The sequence below is a fragment of the Kitasatospora xanthocidica genome, assembly GCF_014656195.1.
Taxonomy (GTDB): domain Bacteria; phylum Actinomycetota; class Actinomycetes; order Streptomycetales; family Streptomycetaceae; genus Kitasatospora; species Kitasatospora xanthocidica.
Window position 1 is genome coordinate 1 of record NZ_BNBY01000013.1, and the last position, 17,236, is coordinate 17,236.

Here is a 17,236-nt window from a genome sequence, read left to right on the forward strand (position 1 = left end):
CGAAAGGACATGCCATGACCGACGACGTCAACGCCCTGCAGCTGCTGGACAGCGAGGAGCAGGCCGCCACGGGCTACATCTGTTTCCCGTTCAGCATCTTCGTGTGCGGTAACTGGAGCGTCGACGACATGTAAGCCCGACCGACGCCCCACGACGGCGCGGGTGGCCGAGATCCGCTTCGGCGACCCGCGCCGATCGTGAAGGCGTCGGCCGACCGTCGGCGCTCGCGACCCTTCGACCGGCACCTGGCGCTCTTGACGCTCCGGAATGGTCCAGTCCACTGTGATCGAGGGCATGTTCCTGCCACTCTCGACCACGCCTCGACCAAGGAGCGCCGTCCGTGAGCCTGAAGTCCCTGAGTCTGAAGCTTCCTCTCGTCCTCGCCTCCGTCCTCGCCCTCGGAGCAGCCCCCGCTGCCACGGCGGCCCCGGTCCCGGCCCCGACCGGGACCGTCGTCAAGGTCAGCACCGCCAAGCAGCTCCAGGCGGCGCTCGCGGCCGCCGCGCCCGGCCAGACCATCCAGCTCGCCGACGGCACCTACTCCGGCAGCTTCAAGGCCACCGTGCCCGGCACCGCCGCCGCCCGGATCACCCTCACCGGCTCGTCGAAAGCCGTGCTCACCACCCCGACCGGCGGCGGCTACGGCCTCCACCTGAACGGCGCGAGCTACTGGACGGTCCGGGGCCTGACCGTGACCGGTGCGCAGAAGGGCATCATGGCGGATGCCGCGGACTACGTGGTGCTGGAGGACGTGACGGTCCACCACACCACCATGGAGGGCGTGCACTTCCGCAACTCCAGCGCCCACGGCACGCTGCGCGGCTCCCGCATCCACGACACCGGACTGAACCGGGACGGCCTCGGCGAGGGCGTCTACGTCGGCACCGCCAACACCCTCTCCGACCGCAGCGACTACGTGCAGATCGTCGGCAACACCTTCGGCCCGAACATCGGCGCGGAGAACGTCGACCTCAAGGAGGGCACCACCGGCGGCCTGGTCTCCGGCAACTCCTTCGACGGCGACGGCCTCACCGGCCGCAACTACGACGACTCCTGGGTCGACGTGAAGGGCAACGGCTACGTCATCGAGAACAACACCGGCAAGCGCACCACCGACGACGGCTTCCAGACCCACAGCGTCCAGCCGGGCTGGGGCTGCGGCACCGTCTTCCGGGGCAACCGGGCCGACCTCACCGGCGCCACCGGGGCGGACCGGTACGCGATCGACGTGACCGACTACGACGCCGGGACGTGCAAGGTGACGATCGGCGCGGGCAACACCGTCACCGGGGGCCGGGGTCTGGTGAACCCCGGCGTCCCGGTGGGCTGAGCACGAGACCTGTCGGAGCGCTACAGCTCGCCGAGCGGTACGCCCGGGTCGGCCAGCGCCTTGGTGTCCACCACCCGCTTCGAGCGCACCAGTTCGCGGATCGGGTCGGTGACGTCCCAGACGTTGACGTTCATCCCCGCGAGCACCCGGCCGCCGGAGAGCCAGAACGCGATGAACTCCCGGCCGGCCGGGTCGCCGCGGAACACCACCCGGTCGTAGCCGTCCGGCTCGACGTAGCCGACGTACTCGGCGCCGAGGTCGTACTGGTCGGTGAAGAAGTACGGGACGCGGTCGTACACCGCGTCCGGCTGCCCGAGCATCGCCCGGGCGGCGGTCTGCGGCTGGTTGACGGCGTTGGCCCAGTGCTCGACCCGGATGTGCCGCTCGAACAGCGGGTGGTAGGCGTTGGCGACGTCGCCGGCGGCGTAGACGTCCGGGTCCGAGGTGCGCAGGTGGCGGTCGGTCTTGACGCCGTTGTCGATCTCCAGCCCGGCCGCCTCGGCGAGTCCGGTGGCGGGGGCGATGCCGATGCCGACGACGACCGCGTCCGCCGCGACCGTCGTCCCGTCGGCGAGCCTCACCCCGGTCACCGTGCCGCCGTCGCCGGTCAGTTCGGCCACCTTGACGCCGAAGCGCAGGTCGACGCCGTGCTCCCGGTGCAGGTCGGCGAAGACCTGGGCGACCTCCCGGCCGAGCACCCGCAGCAGCGGCAGTTCGAGCGTCTCCAGCACCGTCACCTCGGCGCCCGCCGTGCGGGCCGCGGCCGCCACCTCCAGGCCGATCCAGCCGGCGCCGACGACCGCGATCCGGGCGCCCGGCCGCAGCACCGCCTTGATCCGGTCGCTGTCCTCGACCCGGCGCAGGTAGAGCACGCCGTCCTGGTCCGCGCCCGGCACTGGCAGGCGGCGCGGCACCGAGCCGGTGGTCAGCAGCAGCTTGGCGTACGCGACCCGGCCGTCGTCGGTGAGCGTCACGGTGTGCCCGGCCGGGTCGATCGACTCCACCGCCGTGCCCAGCCGCAGCGTGACGTCGTGCTCGGCGTACCACTGCGGCGGGTGGACGTGGATCTTCTCCCGGGGCGTCTTGCCCAGCAGGTAGCCCTTGGACAGCGGCGGCCGCTCGTACGGGCGCTCGTGCTCGTCGCCGATCAGGACGATGCCGCCCCGGTACCCGGCCTCGCGCAGCGCCTCGGCCGCCTTCGCGCCGCCCAGCGAGGCCCCGACGATCACGATCGGGCGGTCCCGCCCGCCGTCCGCTCCGGTGGTGCCGCTGTCCGTGCCCGCCATGGCTCAACTCCTCGTTCTCCGGCCGTGGATCAGGGGTCAGCCTGCCGCCGCCCGGGTGGCGTGTCGAGGCCGTGCCGGGCGCGCCGCGCCACGCTCGCCCATACGGGTGAACGAGGGGCCGAGGGGGAGTGCCGCCCGCCGGGCCGGTGTTCACGGGGTCATGGCATCCCTGACCAGCGCGGTGTCGGTGAACTGCTCGAAGCGGACGATCCGGCCGCCGCGCACCGTGAAGTGGTGGGCGACGCGGACCGCGAGCGGCTTTCCGGTGGCCTTGTGGACGGCCGTGTAGCGGGCCAGGACCACCACCTCCTCGCCGTCCACCACGTACGTGTCGTCGTGGGCCGTCCAGTCGTCCCAGTCGGCGGCCAGCCGCTCCATCACGTGGGAGGTGACGCCCTTCGGGGTGCGGTAGGTGCCGGCCAGCGGGAAGCCGGCCATCTCCGTCCACTCGACGTCCTCGGCGAGGGTGGCGCGCAGCGCGGCCAGATCGCCCCGGGCGGAGGCCAGGTACTGGCGGCGGACCACGTCGGCGGGCGCGGTGGACTCGGCGAAGCCGGCCACGTCCCTGGGGATCTCGATCATCGTCCGCTCACCCCCACGCCATCTCGCCCATGACGACCTTGGTGCCGATGTCCACCGCGATCCGCAGCCCCAGGTCCGGGAAACGCCGCTCCAGCGCCTCCTTGGCGGCCGCCGCGTCCGCGGCCCGGCCGATCTCCGTCTCGAAGGCGCGCAGGTAGGCGCGGGTGTGGTCGACGGCGTTCAGGTCGGTCGGCGCCCCCGCGACCCGGTGGCCGGCCGCCACCCAGGCCGGGTGGAGCGCCTCGATGCCGTCCAGCAGGTCGATCCAGGCGGCCCGTTGGGCGGGGGCCGGGGTGTCCGCCGTCCACACGTGCAGGCCCTCGAAGAGCAGCACCCCGCCGAGCACGGCCCGGTGGTGGTGCTGCCACAGGTAGTGCCGGTCCGGCAGGTGGAAGTCGGCGCCGCGCACCTCGAACCGGTGGCCCTCGAAGACGATCTCGTCCCCCGCCAGCACCTCGGGCCGCACCAGCCGGGTCGGCAGCTCCGGGCCCAGGTGGGACCAGGCGCGCAGCTTGGCCTCGTACGTCTCCTGGATGTGCTCGACGGTCGAGGCGGTGGCCAGGAACCGGGCCTGCGGGAAGGCGTCCTGGACCTCCTGGGCGCCGAAGTAGAAGTCCGGGTCGCCGTGGCTGACGAACACGGTGGTCAGCCGCTTGCCGCTCTCCTTGATCCGCTCGACCAGACGGCGGCCGTCGGAGCGGGTGAACCCGGCGTCCACCAGCAGGGCGTCCTGCGGGCCGGTGACCAGGACGGAGGTCTTGTTGAGCGAGCTGTCGGGGCCGTCGACGATCTCGAAGTCGAGAGCACTCATGCGCCCACCTCACTTCGTTCGGCGGGCGCTTCGCGCAACACGCACCTCTCGATGGTTCGCTCACTTCGCTCGCTCACGTTCTGGATTCCTTCCTCGGGCCGGGCACGCCACGCCGCCAGGATCGGCGCTGGGCGTCCCGGGCGCATCCGGAGCCCGGGCGCAGCCGGAGGAGGGGCGCGCTACGCGCGGGTCCAGAGCGTGAGGTCGCTGCTGGTCGCCACCGCGAGGGTCCGGCCGGTGGGGGAGAAGCCCGCGGCGCGCAGGGTGGACCAACTGGAGTCGAAGAGCTGCCACCAGGTCTCGCCGTGCTCGCCCTGCCACGGCCCCCGGCCGGTCGCGAGCAGCACCCGGTGGTGCGGCCACTCCGGGGCGGCGACCTCGACGTGCCAGCCGCCGTCGGCACCGGTGTGCAGGCCGCCGCCCCACAGGCCGGCCACCGGGATCCGTACGTCCGTGACCTGGCCGAGGCCCGGGCAGCAGAGGTCCGGCCCGTGCGGGTCCTCCTCCGGATCGTGGTCGCGCGCCAGCTTGAGGCCCGTCACCGCGTCGAACAGGCCGTGGCCACTGCTCGACACGGTCAGCACCAGGTCGTGCCCGCTCTCCGGGTGCACGGCGAAGCCGATGCCGAGCAGCCCGCCGACCGCGATCATCCCCCGGCCGACCGGCCGCCACGGCTCCGGCGGGGCGGTCACCGGGGCGGCCAGGATCCGGTCGCGGAGGTGCTGCTGGTACGGGGTCAGGGCCATGAGGACGATCATCCCACCCGGCCGCAGGCGGTGCGTCGGGCTTCTTGCGACCGGCGCCCGCGGCCCGCGTCCGTGCCTACCGCGGCGGCCCCAGCCGCAGCACCGCCAGCGCCCCCAGCGCGGTGGCCGCGGCGAGCGGCACCCACAGCGCGCCGGGACCGGCGGCGAGCAGCGCCGTCAGCACGGCCGGCGCGGCCGCCCGTCCCACGCCCGTCGACAGCTCCCAGCGCGCCAGCGCCCGCCCGAGCAGGTGCGCCGGGGCGATCGCCGCCACCAGCGCCGTACCCGAGCCCGTGTAGAGGATCTCGCCCAGCGTGTACAGCACCGAGACCACCACGATGCCCACCGTCCCCGGCGTGCCGCCCAGCGCGCCGGACCCCCAGAACCCCAGGTACGAGACCGCCAGCAGCGCCCCCGAGGCCGCCAGCACGACCCGCCGCGGACGGTCCGCCAACCGCAGCACCAGCGCCAGCTGCAGGCCCATCACCAGCACCGTGTTGCCGACGAACAGGCCCGACGACCAGGCCGGGGACGCGTGCAGCCGCAGCACCAGCAGCGCGGGGAGCGCCACCTCCAGCACGTCGAAGCAGAACGCGTACGGCAGGTTGGCGAAGCTCAGCAGGGTGATCCGGCGCAGCGGCGCCCGCTGCTCCCGGGGGTTCTCGTGGGCGGACTCCGGCGGCGCCTGCGGCGTGGCCCGCACCCGCAGCGAGCCCACCAGCGCCGCCGCGACCAGGCAGGCCGCGCCGGTCACCCCGGCCAGCAGCCGGATCGCCCCCGCGCCGCCGCTCACCGCCACCGTGGCGAGCAGCGCGCCCAGGCCCAGGCCCGCGTTGCGCACCGCCCGTCCGGCGGCGAGCGCCGCGTCCCGCAGCCGTCCCTCGGTGAGCGTGCTCACCACGGCGGCGTGCGTGGCCGGCCAGGACTGGCTGCCCACCCCGAACAGCACCGCCGCCGCCGTGAACCCCGCCAGGCCGTCCGCGGACAGCAGGGCCAGCGAACCCGCCGCCCGCAGCAGCAGGGTGACGGCCGCGGGCAGGGTGCGGGCGCCACGGTCGATCCAACGGCCGGTCAGCGGCACCACCAGCAGACCCGCGACCATCCCCGCCGACAGCGCCAGCCCCACCGCCCCCGCCCCCAGGTGCAGCATCGCGACCCCGTACAGCAGCAGGAACGGCCCCAGCATGCCGCCGCCCACCGCGTCCACCGCCAGTGCGACGGCGTACCGGGGCCCGCCGGCCGCGGTCAGCAGGCCCAGCAGCGCGGACGGACCGCCCCGGCCGGTGCGGTCGGTGCGACCGGTGTGACCGGTTCGGCCGGTGTGACCGGTTCGGCCGGCGGCGACGTCGTGGTCGGACTTCTCCTTGATCAGGCTCATGGCCGGTACCGTCCGCCCGGACCGGGCCGCCCGGCACGCGGATTGACGGTTCCCGTCAATCGGTCGCGGGCGCCGGCGGAGCGGATGACAGGATCTCGCCCGTGAGTGTGACCATCGACATCACCGGCCTGCCCGACGAGCGGCTGCTCTTCACGCCCTCCCCGCTCGCCGAACCACCTCCTGGTCGTGTACGCGGCCGGCTGGCGGCCCGTCCTCCAGTACCCGGTCGCCGAGGCCGGCCTGCCCGAGCCCGTCTCGCTCGCCGTCGTCCAGCAACGCCTGGAAGCCCTCGCCCACCCCGTCCGGCTGCGCCTCGCCCGCACCACGGCCCGCGGCCCGCACACCACCGGCGAACTCGCCTCCGCCTGGCAGCTCGGCACACCCGAGGTCTCCCGCCACCCGGCCGTGCTGCGCAAGGCCGGGCTGCTGACGACGCGGCGGCGCGGGCGGTACATGCTCCACCAGCTCGACCTGGCGGGCAGCGCCCGGCTCGGCTCGGACTTCCTGGAGGCGGTGCTGCGGTGACGGGGCGCCAGGGGCCGCAGGGGGTGCCGGGAACAGGAGGCGGGCGGAACGCGTTCGTCCGGGCATGACCGACGACGCCAACGCCACCGCCTCGCCCTCGCCCTCGGCCTCCACCTCGGCCTCCGCTGAGGTGCTGCGCTACGCCGCCTTCGCCACCCGCCCCGAGGGCGGCAACCCGGCCGGCGTGGTGCTCGACGCCACCGGCCTGACCGACCGGCAGATGCTCGCCGTCGCCGCCGAGGTCGGCTACTCCGAGACCGCGTTCCTGACCGCCGGGCCGGCCGAAGGCGCCTACCGGGTACGGTACTTCAGCCCGCTCGCCGAGGTCCCGTTCTGCGGGCACGCGACGGTCGCCTCCGCCGTCGCCCTCGCCGAGCACACCGCCCCCGGCCGGTACGTCTTCGCGACCGCGGCCGGGGACGTCCCGGTCGAGGTCGAGCGCGGCGCCGACGGGCTGCTGCGGGCCACCCTCACCAGTGTCGAGCCCAAGGTGGAGTCCGTCCCCGAGACGGACGTCGTGCAGGCGCTCGACCTGCTCCGCTGGTCCGCCGCCGACCTGGACCCGGCCCTGCCGCCCCGCATCGGCTACGCCGGTGCCCGGCACCTCGTCCTCGCCGTCGGCACCCGCGAGCGGCTGGCCCGCCTCGACTACGACTTCGACGGCCTGGCGGACTTCATGCGCGCCCGCGACCTGACCACCCTCCAGCTCGTCTGGCGCGAGGCCCCCGAGGTCTTCCACGTCCGCGACCCGTTCCCCGTCGGCGGCGTGGTCGAGGACCCGGCCACCGGCGCCGCCGCAGCCGCCTTCGGCGCGTACCTGCGGGAGCTGGGCGCCGTGGCGGCCCCGACGGTGCTGACGCTGCACCAGGGCGAGGACCTGGGCCGCCCCGGCGTGCTGCGGGTCGAACTGCGGGCGGAGGACGCGCGGGTGCGCGTCTCCGGCACGGCGGTCGCGATCGGGTGAACCCGGGGCCGCCGCCAGGGCGAGGGCCGTGGCAGGACGCCCTCGCCCTACGGCACGACGCCCTCGCCCTGCGGCAGGACCCGCTCGCCCTCGCCCCGCGGCTCCTCGAACTGGGCCAGGTAGCGGCCGAACAGCTCCTCGCCGACCGTGACGGCGTTGGCGCCCTCCCGCCCGTTGCGGACGGCGAGCCGGCGCTCCAGCGTCGCCCGGTCGGCCTTCAGGTGGACCAGTTCCCACCGGCAACCGTGGCTCTCCACCAGCGCCTTGTAGTCGTCCCTGGCCGCCCGGCTCCAGAAGCTGTAGTCCACCACCACGTTCCGCCCGGACCGCATCAACTCGACCAGTTCCAGGCGCTGTTCGGCACGCACCTCGTCCTTCAGCCGGTCGAACGCGGCCTCCGACAGCACCACCCCGGCGTCCCGCCCCCCGAGCCGCCGCCAGACCGCCTCGTCGATCGACAGCCGCACGTAGCCGCGCCGAACCAGCCCCAAGGCGTACGTGGTTTTGCCCGCCCCGGGCAGCCCGCACATCAGCACCACCGTGCCGCTCGATCGCTCCGTCACACCCCGCAGGCTAGCGCCGGGCCCAACGCGGCACCTACCCGTCCTCCCGGCCCTCCAGGAGGTGTTCCAGGAACCGGCCGTGCCGGACGAGCGTGCGGCTCTCGCTCTCCGGCGCCGGGGTGTCCGTCCGCAGCACCCGGGTCCGCTGCTCCGCCCGGTCGGAGAGATCGGAGAGACCGGAGACCATGACCCCGACGGCGTCGGCGATACCGGTCATCGAGGACGCCGACCTGCCCGGCTCGACCCGCTCCACGCGGACGGCCTCCTTCGTGGGTACGGGCGTGGGCGCCGGCGCTGGCGCGGTCTCGGTCGTCGGCACCTGGGTGCGCTTCGCCCGCGCGGGCTTCCGCCCGGCCCGCGCCACCCCGGACTCCTCCCGCAGCCGGCCGACCTCCGCCTCCAACGCCGCCAGCCGTGCCCGCAGTTCGTCCAGCTCGCCCATCTTCTCCACCGCCCAGAACCCTCCCCGGCCGCCCTGCACGGCCCTTGACGTGCGGCTTCAGCCTAACCGGGTCCCGCCCACCCCTCACGGCCGCTCGCCGCCACCGCCCTCGGCCGCACCCGTCGACCGGGCCCAGTCGGCCAGCGCCGCGAAGTCCTCCGCCGTCAGCCCGACCTTCGGATCGACCCGGTGCAGAAGCGCCGGCCCCCGGTGACGCTCCTCCACCCAGGCGCGGTCCGCGTCCGTGATCAGATCGTCGACCCAGGCGAACGGCCGGCCCCGCGCCCACGCCACGACCTCCGGCGTCTTCCAGAACACCCCGCCCCCGGGCTCCGGCCGCGGATCGGACCACGCGATCACCGGCAGCGGGGGCAACCCCAGAATCGGCGCCAGGAACTCGTTCGCGTCCTCCTCCCAGGTCGTCGCCCACACCAGATCGAACGGCAACGCCGCGAGCGCCGCCCCGTGCGCCGGGTTGAGCCAGACCCGCAACGGCTTCGGCCGCTTGTTCGGAAGCCCCCAGGCCCGCAACCGCCGCCGCTCCGCCGCCTCCCAGCGCGGAGTCATCAGCCGGTGCGTCTCGTACCCCGCAGGCCGCCGGTACGGCTTCGCCGCATCCGGGTTCAGCGGCCCGTCCACATCCACCAGCAACACCGGCCGCACCAGGCACCCCCCAAGATCGTCCCCGCACGCTACCGGCCCCACCCACCCGCGCCCACCGGATTTCCCACGGCCCCAGCCATCGGCGTGCGCCGGAGAAGAGCGCCGCACCCGCCGACGTTCCGGGCCCGGCCCGTGACCTCCGGTAGCCGCCTCGATCGCGGCCGATGCCTGCCGTAGCCAGGTGATGCGCCAGTCCCCGTCCGGCCGTACCTTCACGGTCCGGTCCAGCAGGGCCTCGAGCGCACTCCGCGCGCAGCGCTGCCCGCCCTGCGGCCCACAGCAACTCGGCGCGTCGGCAACGCGCGGACCACACCGAATCGTGGTTCTCACCATGGATCCGCGCCAAGGTGTCCGCAACGTCCCCGAACTGTCCGGCGCTCTCGGCCGGCTGCGCTGCGAGGAACAGGGCCTCACCGAGGTTCGCACGTGCGATCGCGGTGTCCGAATACCCGGGACCCACTGAACGCTCGGGACGTCGCACCACGTCGTGGAACCACAGGACGGCCTCGGTGAGGTTGCCTGCTGTCCGAGGACCGTGGCCAGGTTCTGCTCCATCATCAGGGTTTCCGGATGATCGCCGCCCAACCCCGCCCGAACGGGAAGGGCAAGCCGGTGCGGGTGGTCGCCAAGGGAGTGGCAGGGATCCCGCAAGCGACCTTCGACAGGCACCGGCGGATCGCGTCGGGCTTTGAGCGCCGGGGGAACCTGGGCAGTCGTTCCGTTGTTCCCGGCTCAACCTCGGCCTGACGGACTGTCCCGTCCCGGAGTCCGGGACGCGGGGCACGGTGGAGCGGGTCCTTGGGGAGGAATGGCACAGGAAGCTGACCACCACGGACCCGTTGGATCCCACCATGCTGGCCGTTGCGGAGGGCTGGGTGGCCCTCTCTCAACCGAAGGAGAGCCAGAAGGAGTCCGAAGCCCGAGGACAGATCAAGCTGGCGGAGGAGGCGGTGGCCCAGCCGATGGGCGACATCTCGGTGCTGACCGACCCCGAGCGCTGTCTGACAGCTCTGGGACACATCGGACGCCTACTTCCGAGGACAGCTTCTGCGGCTTGCGATCGAGCGGTGTACCTGAAGAAGGCCCCGCACTCGGGTGATCGTTTCAAGTCGACACGGGCACATCACTGTCTCGTTATCGTCCCGTGACAACGGTTGCCCGCGGATGGGACCATGCCGGAGAGCAAACCCATCGGACACGGAAGAAGGAGACAGGACATGGCGCAGGGTCAGCAGAGGCTGGAGACCAAGCAGATCACCGGGCAGGTCATCACGCACACCATCGTCAAGCCGCTCCAGGACCCCTCCGACATCTCCAAGGAGCAGGAGGCGAAGCTTGCTGACGCGCTGGACGGGGCGGACACCACCTCGGAGTGACGGCGGGTGATGCCTGACCCCGCACGCCCACCCGGGCCTTCGGTCAGAGGCTGTAGCGGCGCTGGCGCAGCTTCTCGGCGAGGCCCTTGCGCCGGTCGGGCTCGGAGTGCGGGGTCAGACCGCCGGCACCCAGCAGCGGCTTCCGCAGGGCTGGGAGGCGGTGAGTTCGAACCGCCACGTTGAGAAGCTCGGAAGCTCCACGGAGGTTGTTCACCGCGAAGTGCTGCTGAAGCGCGCTGTTCACTAGGCATTGCCGTAGTAGGGGTGCGCCAGTCCGCCAGCGAGCCGCCCCCGAACTCACGCGACATCCCCCATGTCTCGGGGTCGTTCGGGTCCTCCGGTACGGCGTCCTCACGCAGCTCATACCAGCGGGCCAGGATGCGGCACTGCTCCGGTGTGTACTTCCAGTCCGGCCGGAACGTGTGGGCCGACCAGTGCAGCAGCTCGCCCGCGAGCGTGCGCCGCGGGCGAGGGACATCGTCCGGGATCGTGCGAACCGGCTCGTAGGTGACGGTCAGGACGGCCACCTCCTGGAGCTGGTCTTAACAGGATGACGGCGGCCGGGAGTTGGGAACTCTATGCTGACGGCATGTCGATCGGACCAACGCGGCCCAATACCGCCCCCGCTCGCGCGACGAAGGGCCCGCGTGCGACTCCCGAGACAGTGCTGATCCCGCGTGACGGCGACTCTTCACCGATCGTCACCAGGATTGTCGAGGGGGTTGTGGCCCTGGGAGCTGCCGCACTCGAAACTGCGGGCAGGCTCGGGCTGGCAAAGATCGAGGCTCGGAAAGAAGCAGATGCGAAGGAGCGCGAGACAAGGCTCCGGCTGGCGCAGATCGACGCCGATACCCGCCGATTCGAGAGCGAGCAGAAAACCGAGCAGGAGCGGGAGAGAACCAAGCAGGAGGAACTGCGCCTTCGGCAGGAGGAACTGCGAGGAGGCTTGAGGGGGCCGGACGCGGAGGAGAGCTGACGGTTGCCTCCTACGGCTGGGCTGCCTCCCTGCAGGCGCGCTCCTCCATCGGCCGGGCCGCGTTCACGGAGACGTGCTCACCGGCCGCGAAGGGCGAGTTCATGTCGTGGGCCCACAGGCCGCGGGCGACGGCGTGCGGGACCTCGGAGTCCGGGCACGCCTCGTAGCAGACGATCGTCCGCGCGATGCGCAGGGACTCGTCCGAAGGGCCGGAAGCCCGGGTCTTGCGGCGATCCACGGTGGACTCCCATCAGGAGGCGTCTTATGACGGCTGCCGCACAGTGGCCCGTCGACGAGCAAGACGAGCAGCCCACAAGCCGCCGGCTCCGTGCCCACGGCCCTGCGGAGCGGGCGACGATCCGCCGCTGACCGCCTGGAGGGCCCGGCTCCCCCTCCTCGCCGGGAGGTCGGCGACGGTGCACTGTCCGGCTCTTCTTTCCCAGGAACCAATGGAGTTGAATGTACGTCAGTTCGTCGCGTCGTCGTTGTCGTCCATGGTGGGGGAGTTGCCGGGAATGCTGGTGGAGGCGTTGAGCGCGCTGGCCGCGGCCGGGGGCGCCGGGATCGTCCAGGCCGCCGCCACGGACGGGTGGGCAGCCGTCCGGGAGCAGGCCGCCCGGCTGCTGGGGCGGGGGCGGGCGGAGGACGAGCAGGCCGTGCGGGAACGCCTCGACCGGACCAGGGAGACCCTGGAGGCGGCCGCGCCGCAGGAGCGGGCCGCGGTGGCCGGGCGGCAGGAGGCGTCCTGGCAGACCCGGCTGGAGGACTTCCTGGAGGGGCTGGCCCCGGCCGAACAGGCGCAGGCGGCGGAGCGACTGCGTACGCTGGTGGAACTCGCGACGTCCCCGGGAGACGCTGCGGTCGGGGTCCGGGCCGACAACAGCGGGGTGACCGCCGGCGGGGACGTCAGCAACCGGGGCGGCGTGATCGGACGCGACTTCACCGGCCCGGTCACCGTCGGCGGCGCCGACCGCCCTACCCCGCCGGGGACGGGCCCGCGCTGACCGTCCCCGGAGTCGCCCAGGGCACCAGCGGCCCGCAGGCCGGCGTGCACAGCCGCAACGACCTCGTCAACTCCGGTGGTGTGGTGGCCGCCAGCGTGCGCGACGTGCACGTCCACGGTGCGGCGGACGCGGCCCCCGTCTGGCCGCTGCAGCTGGGGGCCGTGCCCGGGACCGTGGACTGCTACCGCCACCGCCCGTTCCTGGACGGCGCCCTGGAGGCGGGTGGTGCCGTGGTCCTGAGCGGCCCGGCGGGCACCGGCAAGACCCAGGCCGCCGCCCACCGCGCCCACGTGGCGCTGCGGACCGGCGCCGTGGACCTGGTGCTGTGGGTCGACGCGTCGAGCCGCACCACCGTCCTGGACGGCTACGCCCGGGCGGCCGCACGTCTCGGGCCGGCCGCCGCGGCCGCGGCCTGGGCGTCCGGCGCGCAGGGGCTGCTCGCCTGGCTGAACACCACGGACCGCCGCTGGCTGCTGGTCCTCGACGGACTGGCCGGGTACGAGGAACTCGACGGCCTGTGGCCGGACCCGGCCCCCGGGGCCGCCCTGGTGGTGACCACGCGGAGCACCGACCCCCGACTGCGTGCCCTGCGACGCAGGCTGGTCCCGGTGCGCGGATTCGCCGACTGGGAGGCCCTCGGCTATCTGGCCGACCGGCTCGCCGTCCATGAACTCGGAGCCCCCGAGCGTGAATTGGCCGCCCTCGCCGACGAGGCCGGGGGCCGACCGGCCGAGCTGTCCGCCGCCGCCGACCGGCTGATCGCCGCGAGCACCGGGCCGGCACCGTACCCGCACGGCCTGCGCCGCGGCACCGTACGGCTGCGCCGCCCGGTGGACTGCCCGCTGTGCGGTGTGCCGCTCGGGACGGGCTTCGCGCTCCGGTACGCCCCGGAGGACGAGGTCTGGGCGCGGTGGATCGAGGCCGTCCTGACCAGGGCGGGGGTCGGCCCGAGGCGCGACCACGCCCCGGACCGCACGATCGTGCTGCTCCCGTCGGCCCGCCCGCGCGCCCCGCTGCCCAGGGGCGAGGACGGTGACGGGGCCCGCGCCGGGGGCAGGGGCGGGGACGAAGCCGGGGCCGAGCCCGCCCTGGTGACGGTTCGCCTCGACGGCGCGCCGGCGCCGGCCCCGTACGAACCGGGCCCGCCACCGCAAGGCCCGACCGTCACCCTGACCGGCCTGTCGGCCTCCCAGGCCGCGGGCGCGCTGCTCGCCGCGGTGGGCGGTGCGCCGCGCGTGCCCGACCTCACCGGTCTGCGGTACCCCGGTGCAGGCCCAGCCCACTTCAAGACGCCGCCCCGGCACCCGTCGTTCACCGGCCGGGGCGCGGTCCTGGAGCACCTGCACCGGCGGCTGGGAGCCGGGCCGGCGGCGGTGCTGCCCAGCTCGCAGACCCTGTACGGCCTCGGCGGGATCGGCAAGACCCAGATCGCGCTGGAGTACGCGCACCGGTTCAAGGCGCAGTACGACCTGGTCTGGTGGATCGACGCCGAGCAGCCGGAACTGATCGGCCCGGCGTTCGCCGACATGGCGCGCGAACTGGGCCTCCAGGTCGGGGACTCGGTCGCGGAGGCCGCCGCCGCCGCGCTCGCCGCGCTGCGGCGCGGTACCCCGGCGGCCCGCTGGCTGCTGGTCTTCGACAACGCGGAGAAGCCCGCCGACATCCTGCCGTTCCTGCCCGGTGGTACCGGCCACGTCCTGGTGACCTCCCGCAACCCGGAGTGGAGCCGGGTGGCCGAGGCCCTCGCCGTGGACGTCTTCACCCGGCAGGAGAGCACCGAGCACCTGTGCCGCCGCGTCCCGGGACTGACCGGGCCGGAGGCCGACGCGGTGGCCGACGAGCTCGGCGACCTCCCGCTGGCGGTCGAGGTCGCCGCGGCCTGGCTGGAGACCACCGCGATGCCCGTCGACACCTACCTGGCGCACCTGCGCGGCGCCACCGTCCAGGTGCTCTCGATGGGCCGGCCGGCGGACTACCCGGCCTCGCTGGCCGCCGCGTGGAACGTCTCGACGGCGCGGCTGCGCGCCCAGGCCCCGGCGGCGGCCCGGCTGTTGCAGCTGTGCGCGTTCTTCGCCGCGGAGCCGATCGCGATGCGGCTCCTCTACAGCGAGCCGATGATCAGCGCGCTCGCTCGGCACGACCGGCGGCCGGCGGGGCCGCTGGTGCTCGCCGAGGCGATCCGCGCGATCGGCCGGTACTCGCTCGCCCGGGTGGACACGGGCCGGCGCACGGTCCAACTCCACCGGCTCGTGCAGGCCGTGGTCCGTTCCGAGCTGACCGAGGAGGAGCGGCGCGCGGCCGCGCACGAGGTCCACCTGGTCCTGGCCGAGGCGCGGCCCGTCCGCGGGGGCATCGACGACCCCGCCAACTGGCCCGCCTTCGACGACATCTGGCCCCACCTGGGGGCCTGTACCACGTACGACTGCGAGGAGCCCCGCCCCCGGGAGCTGCTCGTCGACCGGGTGCGCTACCTGTGGAAGCGCGGCGAACTGCAGCGCGCCGACTCCCTCTGTGACTCCCTCGTCCCGCTCTGGACGGCGAAGCTCGGCGCGGACGACCCGCAGACCCTGCTGCTCCGCTTCCAGCGTGCCAACGTCCTGCGCTCCCAAGGGCGTTACCGCGACGCGCACGCCCTGGACGAGTCCGTGCTGGAGCGGCAGCGGGCCGTCCTCGGCGAACGCCACCCGCACACCCTGACGACCGCGGGTTCGCTGGGCGCCGACCACCGGGTGCTCGGCCGCTTCCAGGTCGCGCTCGCCCTCGACCTGGACACCTACGCCCGCTCCCGGACGCTGTTCGGTGCCGACAACCCGCGCACGCTGGCGATGGGCCACAACCTGGCCATCGACCACCGGCTGGTCGGGGACAGCCGGGCCGCCCGCGACCTGGACCGGGAAACCCTGGAGCGGCGCATCGAGGTGATCGGCCCGCGCCACCCGTACACCCTCACCACGAAGTTCTGCCTCGCCCGCGACCTCCGCGACCTCGGTGAATTCCCGTCCTCGATCAGGCTGTTGGCCGAGGTCGCCGCCGACCTCGACACCGTCCTCGATCCCGACCTCCCGGAGATCCTGCGCAACGCCACCTCGATGGCCGTCTCCCTCCGCCGGGCGGGCCGGCTGGACGAGGCCCGGGAGATCAACGTCGCCACCTACCGGCGATTCGTGGAACGCTACGGCGAGGACGCCCCGGACGCCCTGATCTGCGCGATCAACCTGGCCGCCGACCACAGCGCCGCCGGCGACCACGACCGGGCCAGGGAGCTCACCGCCCGCATCCACGCCGTGCACCGGCGCCTGTTCGGCGCCGACCACCCCTTCACCCTCGCCTGCGCCGCCAACCTCGCCCTCTACCTGCGCGCCGCCGGTGACCCCGAGGCGGCCGTCGCCCACGGTACGGCGGTCGCCGCGGCACTGCGCGAACGACTGGGCCCGCAGCACCCGTTCACCCTCAAGGCCACCATCAACCTGGCCAACGCCCACGCCGACACCGGCCGGCCCGCCGCCGCCCTGCCCCTGCAGCGGCGAGCCCTCGACGACCTGCGCGACCACTACGGCGAGCAGCACCCGGACACCCTCGTCTGCGCCGTCAACCTCGCCCGCACCCTGCGCGCCCTCGACCGTCCGGAGGAGGCGGCCGGCCTCCACCACGAGGCCCTCGCCGGCCTCGTCCGCCGACTGGGCGAGGACCACCCCGACACCCGGCACGCCCGCGACTGGCGGGCCGTCGACCGGGACCTGGAGACCCAACCGGTGTGATCCGGTCAGTAGTTCTGGTTCTCGCTCTCCGTGGTGAGCCACTGGAGGTGTTCGTGGAACTGCCGCCCGGCGGTCTGGAAGAGGCCGTGCTCGCCGGTCTGCAGGCTCTCGACGCCGAACTCCGTGCTCAGGTGCTGATCCACCACCCTGATGAGCTTGAAGGGGCCGGTCGCGGCGGGACCGACCATGTGGAGCTCGGCGGCGTCGAGGCCTGAGACGTCGGCGGACACCTGGGCGATCATCTTCTCCATCACGGCGGAGTTCTTCTGCACGGCGATGAAGTGGGCCGTAGCCCCCGGTGTCCAGCAGGTACCGGGCCGCGATCCGGATCTGCTCGCCGGTGGGGGCACCGGTGACGGGTTCGGCCCCGGCGTGTTCGAGGGTGCCGCTCAGGCTCTGGGCGTCGCGGATGAGCGGGCCGAGCACGGGGACGTCGTTCGCCCGGAGCCGGGGCTGCGTCCGCTGCAGGTCGATGTCGCCGGAGCCCAGGTCGACGTCGGCGTACACCCCGCCGTGCTCCTTCAGGATGCAGTAGCGGGCGATGTCCGAGGCCAGCGGGTACGCCTTGGGGGTGCCCGTGGTGGCCGTGGTGTAGACCTCCCGCACCCGGTCGTCCAGCGCCTCCTCGATGGAGCGGAACCGTAGCTTCCCGGTGAACTTGACGCGCAGGGTGTCGGCGGTGCGCCAGGTGCTGTTGCGGTCCGTCCACAGGTTGATGGTCCAGCCGGAGTTCTTGGCCTTCGCCGCCCAGCTGACGACCTGCCGGTGTGCCCGTGTGCCCGTCCGCCTCCGGGCAGTAGAGCAGGCCCGGCCCCGGGCCGCCAGGGCCGTA

At 73.8% G+C, this 17,236-nt stretch carries 18 protein-coding genes and 2 pseudogenes; 8 read left to right on the forward strand and 12 right to left on the reverse strand.

Going from position 1 to position 17,236, the window contains the following annotated elements; all coding sequences use genetic code 11:
• The first annotated feature begins 14 nt into the window (after positions 1 to 14).
• The gene (locus IE332_RS42420; protein WP_373313806.1) at positions 15 to 134 is read left to right on the forward strand and encodes an ALQxL family class IV lanthipeptide; all 120 of its coding nucleotides are present in this window, start codon (positions 15 to 17) and stop codon (positions 132 to 134) included.
• A gap of 206 nt (positions 135 to 340) precedes the next feature.
• On the forward strand, positions 341 to 1,330 hold the full coding sequence (locus IE332_RS22765; RefSeq protein WP_373313800.1) for a right-handed parallel beta-helix repeat-containing protein: 990 nt from the start codon (positions 341 to 343) through the stop codon (positions 1,328 to 1,330).
• 20 nt (positions 1,331 to 1,350) lie between these two features.
• Here the strand turns inward: IE332_RS22765 and IE332_RS22770 are convergent, their stop codons facing one another.
• From IE332_RS22770 to IE332_RS22790, 5 genes are all read right to left on the reverse strand, one after another.
• Positions 1,351 to 2,616: an NAD(P)/FAD-dependent oxidoreductase gene (locus IE332_RS22770; RefSeq protein WP_189919509.1), complete on the reverse strand. Its 1,266-nt coding sequence runs from the start codon at positions 2,614 to 2,616 to the stop codon at positions 1,351 to 1,353.
• Between the two features lie 150 nt (positions 2,617 to 2,766).
• Positions 2,767 to 3,198 (reverse strand): nuclear transport factor 2 family protein, encoded by a 432-nt coding sequence (locus IE332_RS22775; RefSeq protein WP_189919511.1) that lies wholly within the window; start codon positions 3,196 to 3,198, stop codon positions 2,767 to 2,769.
• 7 nt (positions 3,199 to 3,205) lie between these two features.
• Positions 3,206 to 4,009 carry an MBL fold metallo-hydrolase gene (locus tag IE332_RS22780; protein ID WP_189919512.1) on the reverse strand — a complete coding sequence of 268 codons (804 nt, stop codon included), beginning with the start codon at positions 4,007 to 4,009 and terminating at the stop codon, positions 3,206 to 3,208.
• A 179-nt stretch (positions 4,010 to 4,188) separates the two neighbouring features.
• The gene (locus tag IE332_RS22785) at positions 4,189 to 4,755 is read right to left on the reverse strand and encodes a hypothetical protein (RefSeq protein ID WP_308437596.1); all 567 of its coding nucleotides are present in this window, start codon (positions 4,753 to 4,755) and stop codon (positions 4,189 to 4,191) included.
• Positions 4,756 to 4,831: 76 nt separating this feature from the next.
• Positions 4,832 to 6,133 carry an MFS transporter gene (locus IE332_RS22790; RefSeq protein WP_189919517.1) on the reverse strand — a complete coding sequence of 434 codons (1,302 nt, stop codon included), beginning with the start codon at positions 6,131 to 6,133 and terminating at the stop codon, positions 4,832 to 4,834.
• A gap of 174 nt (positions 6,134 to 6,307) precedes the next feature.
• Between IE332_RS22790 and IE332_RS22795 the strand changes: the two are divergent.
• Positions 6,308 to 6,658: pseudogene (locus IE332_RS22795) on the forward strand (ArsR/SmtB family transcription factor); the annotation flags it as partial.
• A gap of 64 nt (positions 6,659 to 6,722) precedes the next feature.
• On the forward strand, positions 6,723 to 7,622 hold the full coding sequence (locus IE332_RS22800; RefSeq protein ID WP_189919519.1) for a PhzF family phenazine biosynthesis protein: 900 nt from the start codon (positions 6,723 to 6,725) through the stop codon (positions 7,620 to 7,622).
• A gap of 47 nt (positions 7,623 to 7,669) precedes the next feature.
• Here the strand turns inward: IE332_RS22800 and IE332_RS22805 are convergent, their stop codons facing one another.
• The 3 genes from IE332_RS22805 to IE332_RS22815 form a co-directional block, all read right to left on the reverse strand.
• Positions 7,670 to 8,185: a P-loop nucleotide/nucleoside kinase family protein gene (locus tag IE332_RS22805; protein ID WP_229928831.1), complete on the reverse strand. Its 516-nt coding sequence runs from the start codon at positions 8,183 to 8,185 to the stop codon at positions 7,670 to 7,672.
• A gap of 34 nt (positions 8,186 to 8,219) precedes the next feature.
• On the reverse strand, positions 8,220 to 8,636 hold the full coding sequence (locus IE332_RS22810) for a hypothetical protein (RefSeq protein WP_189919521.1): 417 nt from the start codon (positions 8,634 to 8,636) through the stop codon (positions 8,220 to 8,222).
• Positions 8,637 to 8,711: 75 nt separating this feature from the next.
• Complete coding sequence (locus IE332_RS22815; protein ID WP_189919758.1) at positions 8,712 to 9,293, reverse strand: HAD domain-containing protein; 582 nt, start codon at positions 9,291 to 9,293, stop codon at positions 8,712 to 8,714.
• 1,214 nt (positions 9,294 to 10,507) lie between these two features.
• Here IE332_RS22815 and IE332_RS22820 point away from each other — a divergent pair.
• On the forward strand, positions 10,508 to 10,666 hold the full coding sequence (locus IE332_RS22820) for a hypothetical protein (protein WP_189919524.1): 159 nt from the start codon (positions 10,508 to 10,510) through the stop codon (positions 10,664 to 10,666).
• Between the two features lie 43 nt (positions 10,667 to 10,709).
• Here IE332_RS22820 and IE332_RS41945 read toward each other — a convergent pair whose 3' ends face one another.
• Entirely contained in the window at positions 10,710 to 10,844 is a 135-nt protein-coding gene (locus IE332_RS41945) for a hypothetical protein (RefSeq protein ID WP_268256598.1), read from the reverse strand.
• A gap of 411 nt (positions 10,845 to 11,255) precedes the next feature.
• Between IE332_RS41945 and IE332_RS22825 the strand changes: the two genes are divergently transcribed.
• Complete coding sequence (locus IE332_RS22825) at positions 11,256 to 11,642, forward strand: hypothetical protein (RefSeq protein WP_189919526.1); 387 nt, start codon at positions 11,256 to 11,258, stop codon at positions 11,640 to 11,642.
• A 10-nt stretch (positions 11,643 to 11,652) separates the two neighbouring features.
• On the opposite strand, the gene IE332_RS22830 is transcribed toward IE332_RS22825, so the two are convergent.
• Positions 11,653 to 11,880: a hypothetical protein gene (locus IE332_RS22830; RefSeq protein ID WP_189919528.1), complete on the reverse strand. Its 228-nt coding sequence runs from the start codon at positions 11,878 to 11,880 to the stop codon at positions 11,653 to 11,655.
• Positions 11,881 to 12,097: 217 nt separating this feature from the next.
• Between IE332_RS22830 and IE332_RS22835 the strand changes: the two genes are divergently transcribed.
• A complete protein-coding gene (locus tag IE332_RS22835) occupies positions 12,098 to 12,646 on the forward strand; it encodes a hypothetical protein (RefSeq protein WP_229928833.1) in 549 nt (182 codons plus the stop codon).
• A gap of 44 nt (positions 12,647 to 12,690) precedes the next feature.
• Positions 12,691 to 16,404, forward strand: a complete 3,714-nt coding sequence (gene fxsT, locus IE332_RS22840; RefSeq protein ID WP_189919530.1) for an FxSxx-COOH system tetratricopeptide repeat protein — start codon at positions 12,691 to 12,693, stop codon at positions 16,402 to 16,404.
• Positions 16,405 to 16,409: 5 nt separating this feature from the next.
• Here fxsT and IE332_RS22845 read toward each other — a convergent pair whose 3' ends face one another.
• The gene (locus tag IE332_RS22845; protein ID WP_189919533.1) at positions 16,410 to 16,676 is read right to left on the reverse strand and encodes a hypothetical protein; all 267 of its coding nucleotides are present in this window, start codon (positions 16,674 to 16,676) and stop codon (positions 16,410 to 16,412) included.
• A gap of 223 nt (positions 16,677 to 16,899) precedes the next feature.
• Positions 16,900 to 17,229: pseudogene (locus IE332_RS42425) on the reverse strand (glycosyltransferase); the annotation flags it as partial.
• Between the last annotated feature and the right edge of the window lie 7 nt (positions 17,230 to 17,236).

Bases quoted from the DNA above. Each gene is read 5' to 3' on its own strand.
- IE332_RS22800 (WP_189919519.1), top strand. From the start codon at position 6,723: ATGACCGACGACGCCAACGCCACCGCCTCGCCCTCGCCCTCGGCCTCC.
- IE332_RS22775 (WP_189919511.1), bottom strand. From the start codon at position 3,198: ATGATCGAGATCCCCAGGGACGTGGCCGGCTTCGCCGAGTCCACCGCG.
- IE332_RS22790 (WP_189919517.1), bottom strand. From the start codon at position 6,133: ATGAGCCTGATCAAGGAGAAGTCCGACCACGACGTCGCCGCCGGCCGA.
- IE332_RS22770 (WP_189919509.1), bottom strand. From the start codon at position 2,616: ATGGCGGGCACGGACAGCGGCACCACCGGAGCGGACGGCGGGCGGGAC.
- IE332_RS22780 (WP_189919512.1), bottom strand. From the start codon at position 4,009: ATGAGTGCTCTCGACTTCGAGATCGTCGACGGCCCCGACAGCTCGCTC.
- IE332_RS22825 (WP_189919526.1), top strand. From the start codon at position 11,256: ATGTCGATCGGACCAACGCGGCCCAATACCGCCCCCGCTCGCGCGACG.
- IE332_RS42420 (WP_373313806.1), top strand. From the start codon at position 15: ATGACCGACGACGTCAACGCCCTGCAGCTGCTGGACAGCGAGGAGCAG.
- IE332_RS22820 (WP_189919524.1), top strand. From the start codon at position 10,508: ATGGCGCAGGGTCAGCAGAGGCTGGAGACCAAGCAGATCACCGGGCAG.
- IE332_RS22785 (WP_308437596.1), bottom strand. From the start codon at position 4,755: ATGGCCCTGACCCCGTACCAGCAGCACCTCCGCGACCGGATCCTGGCC.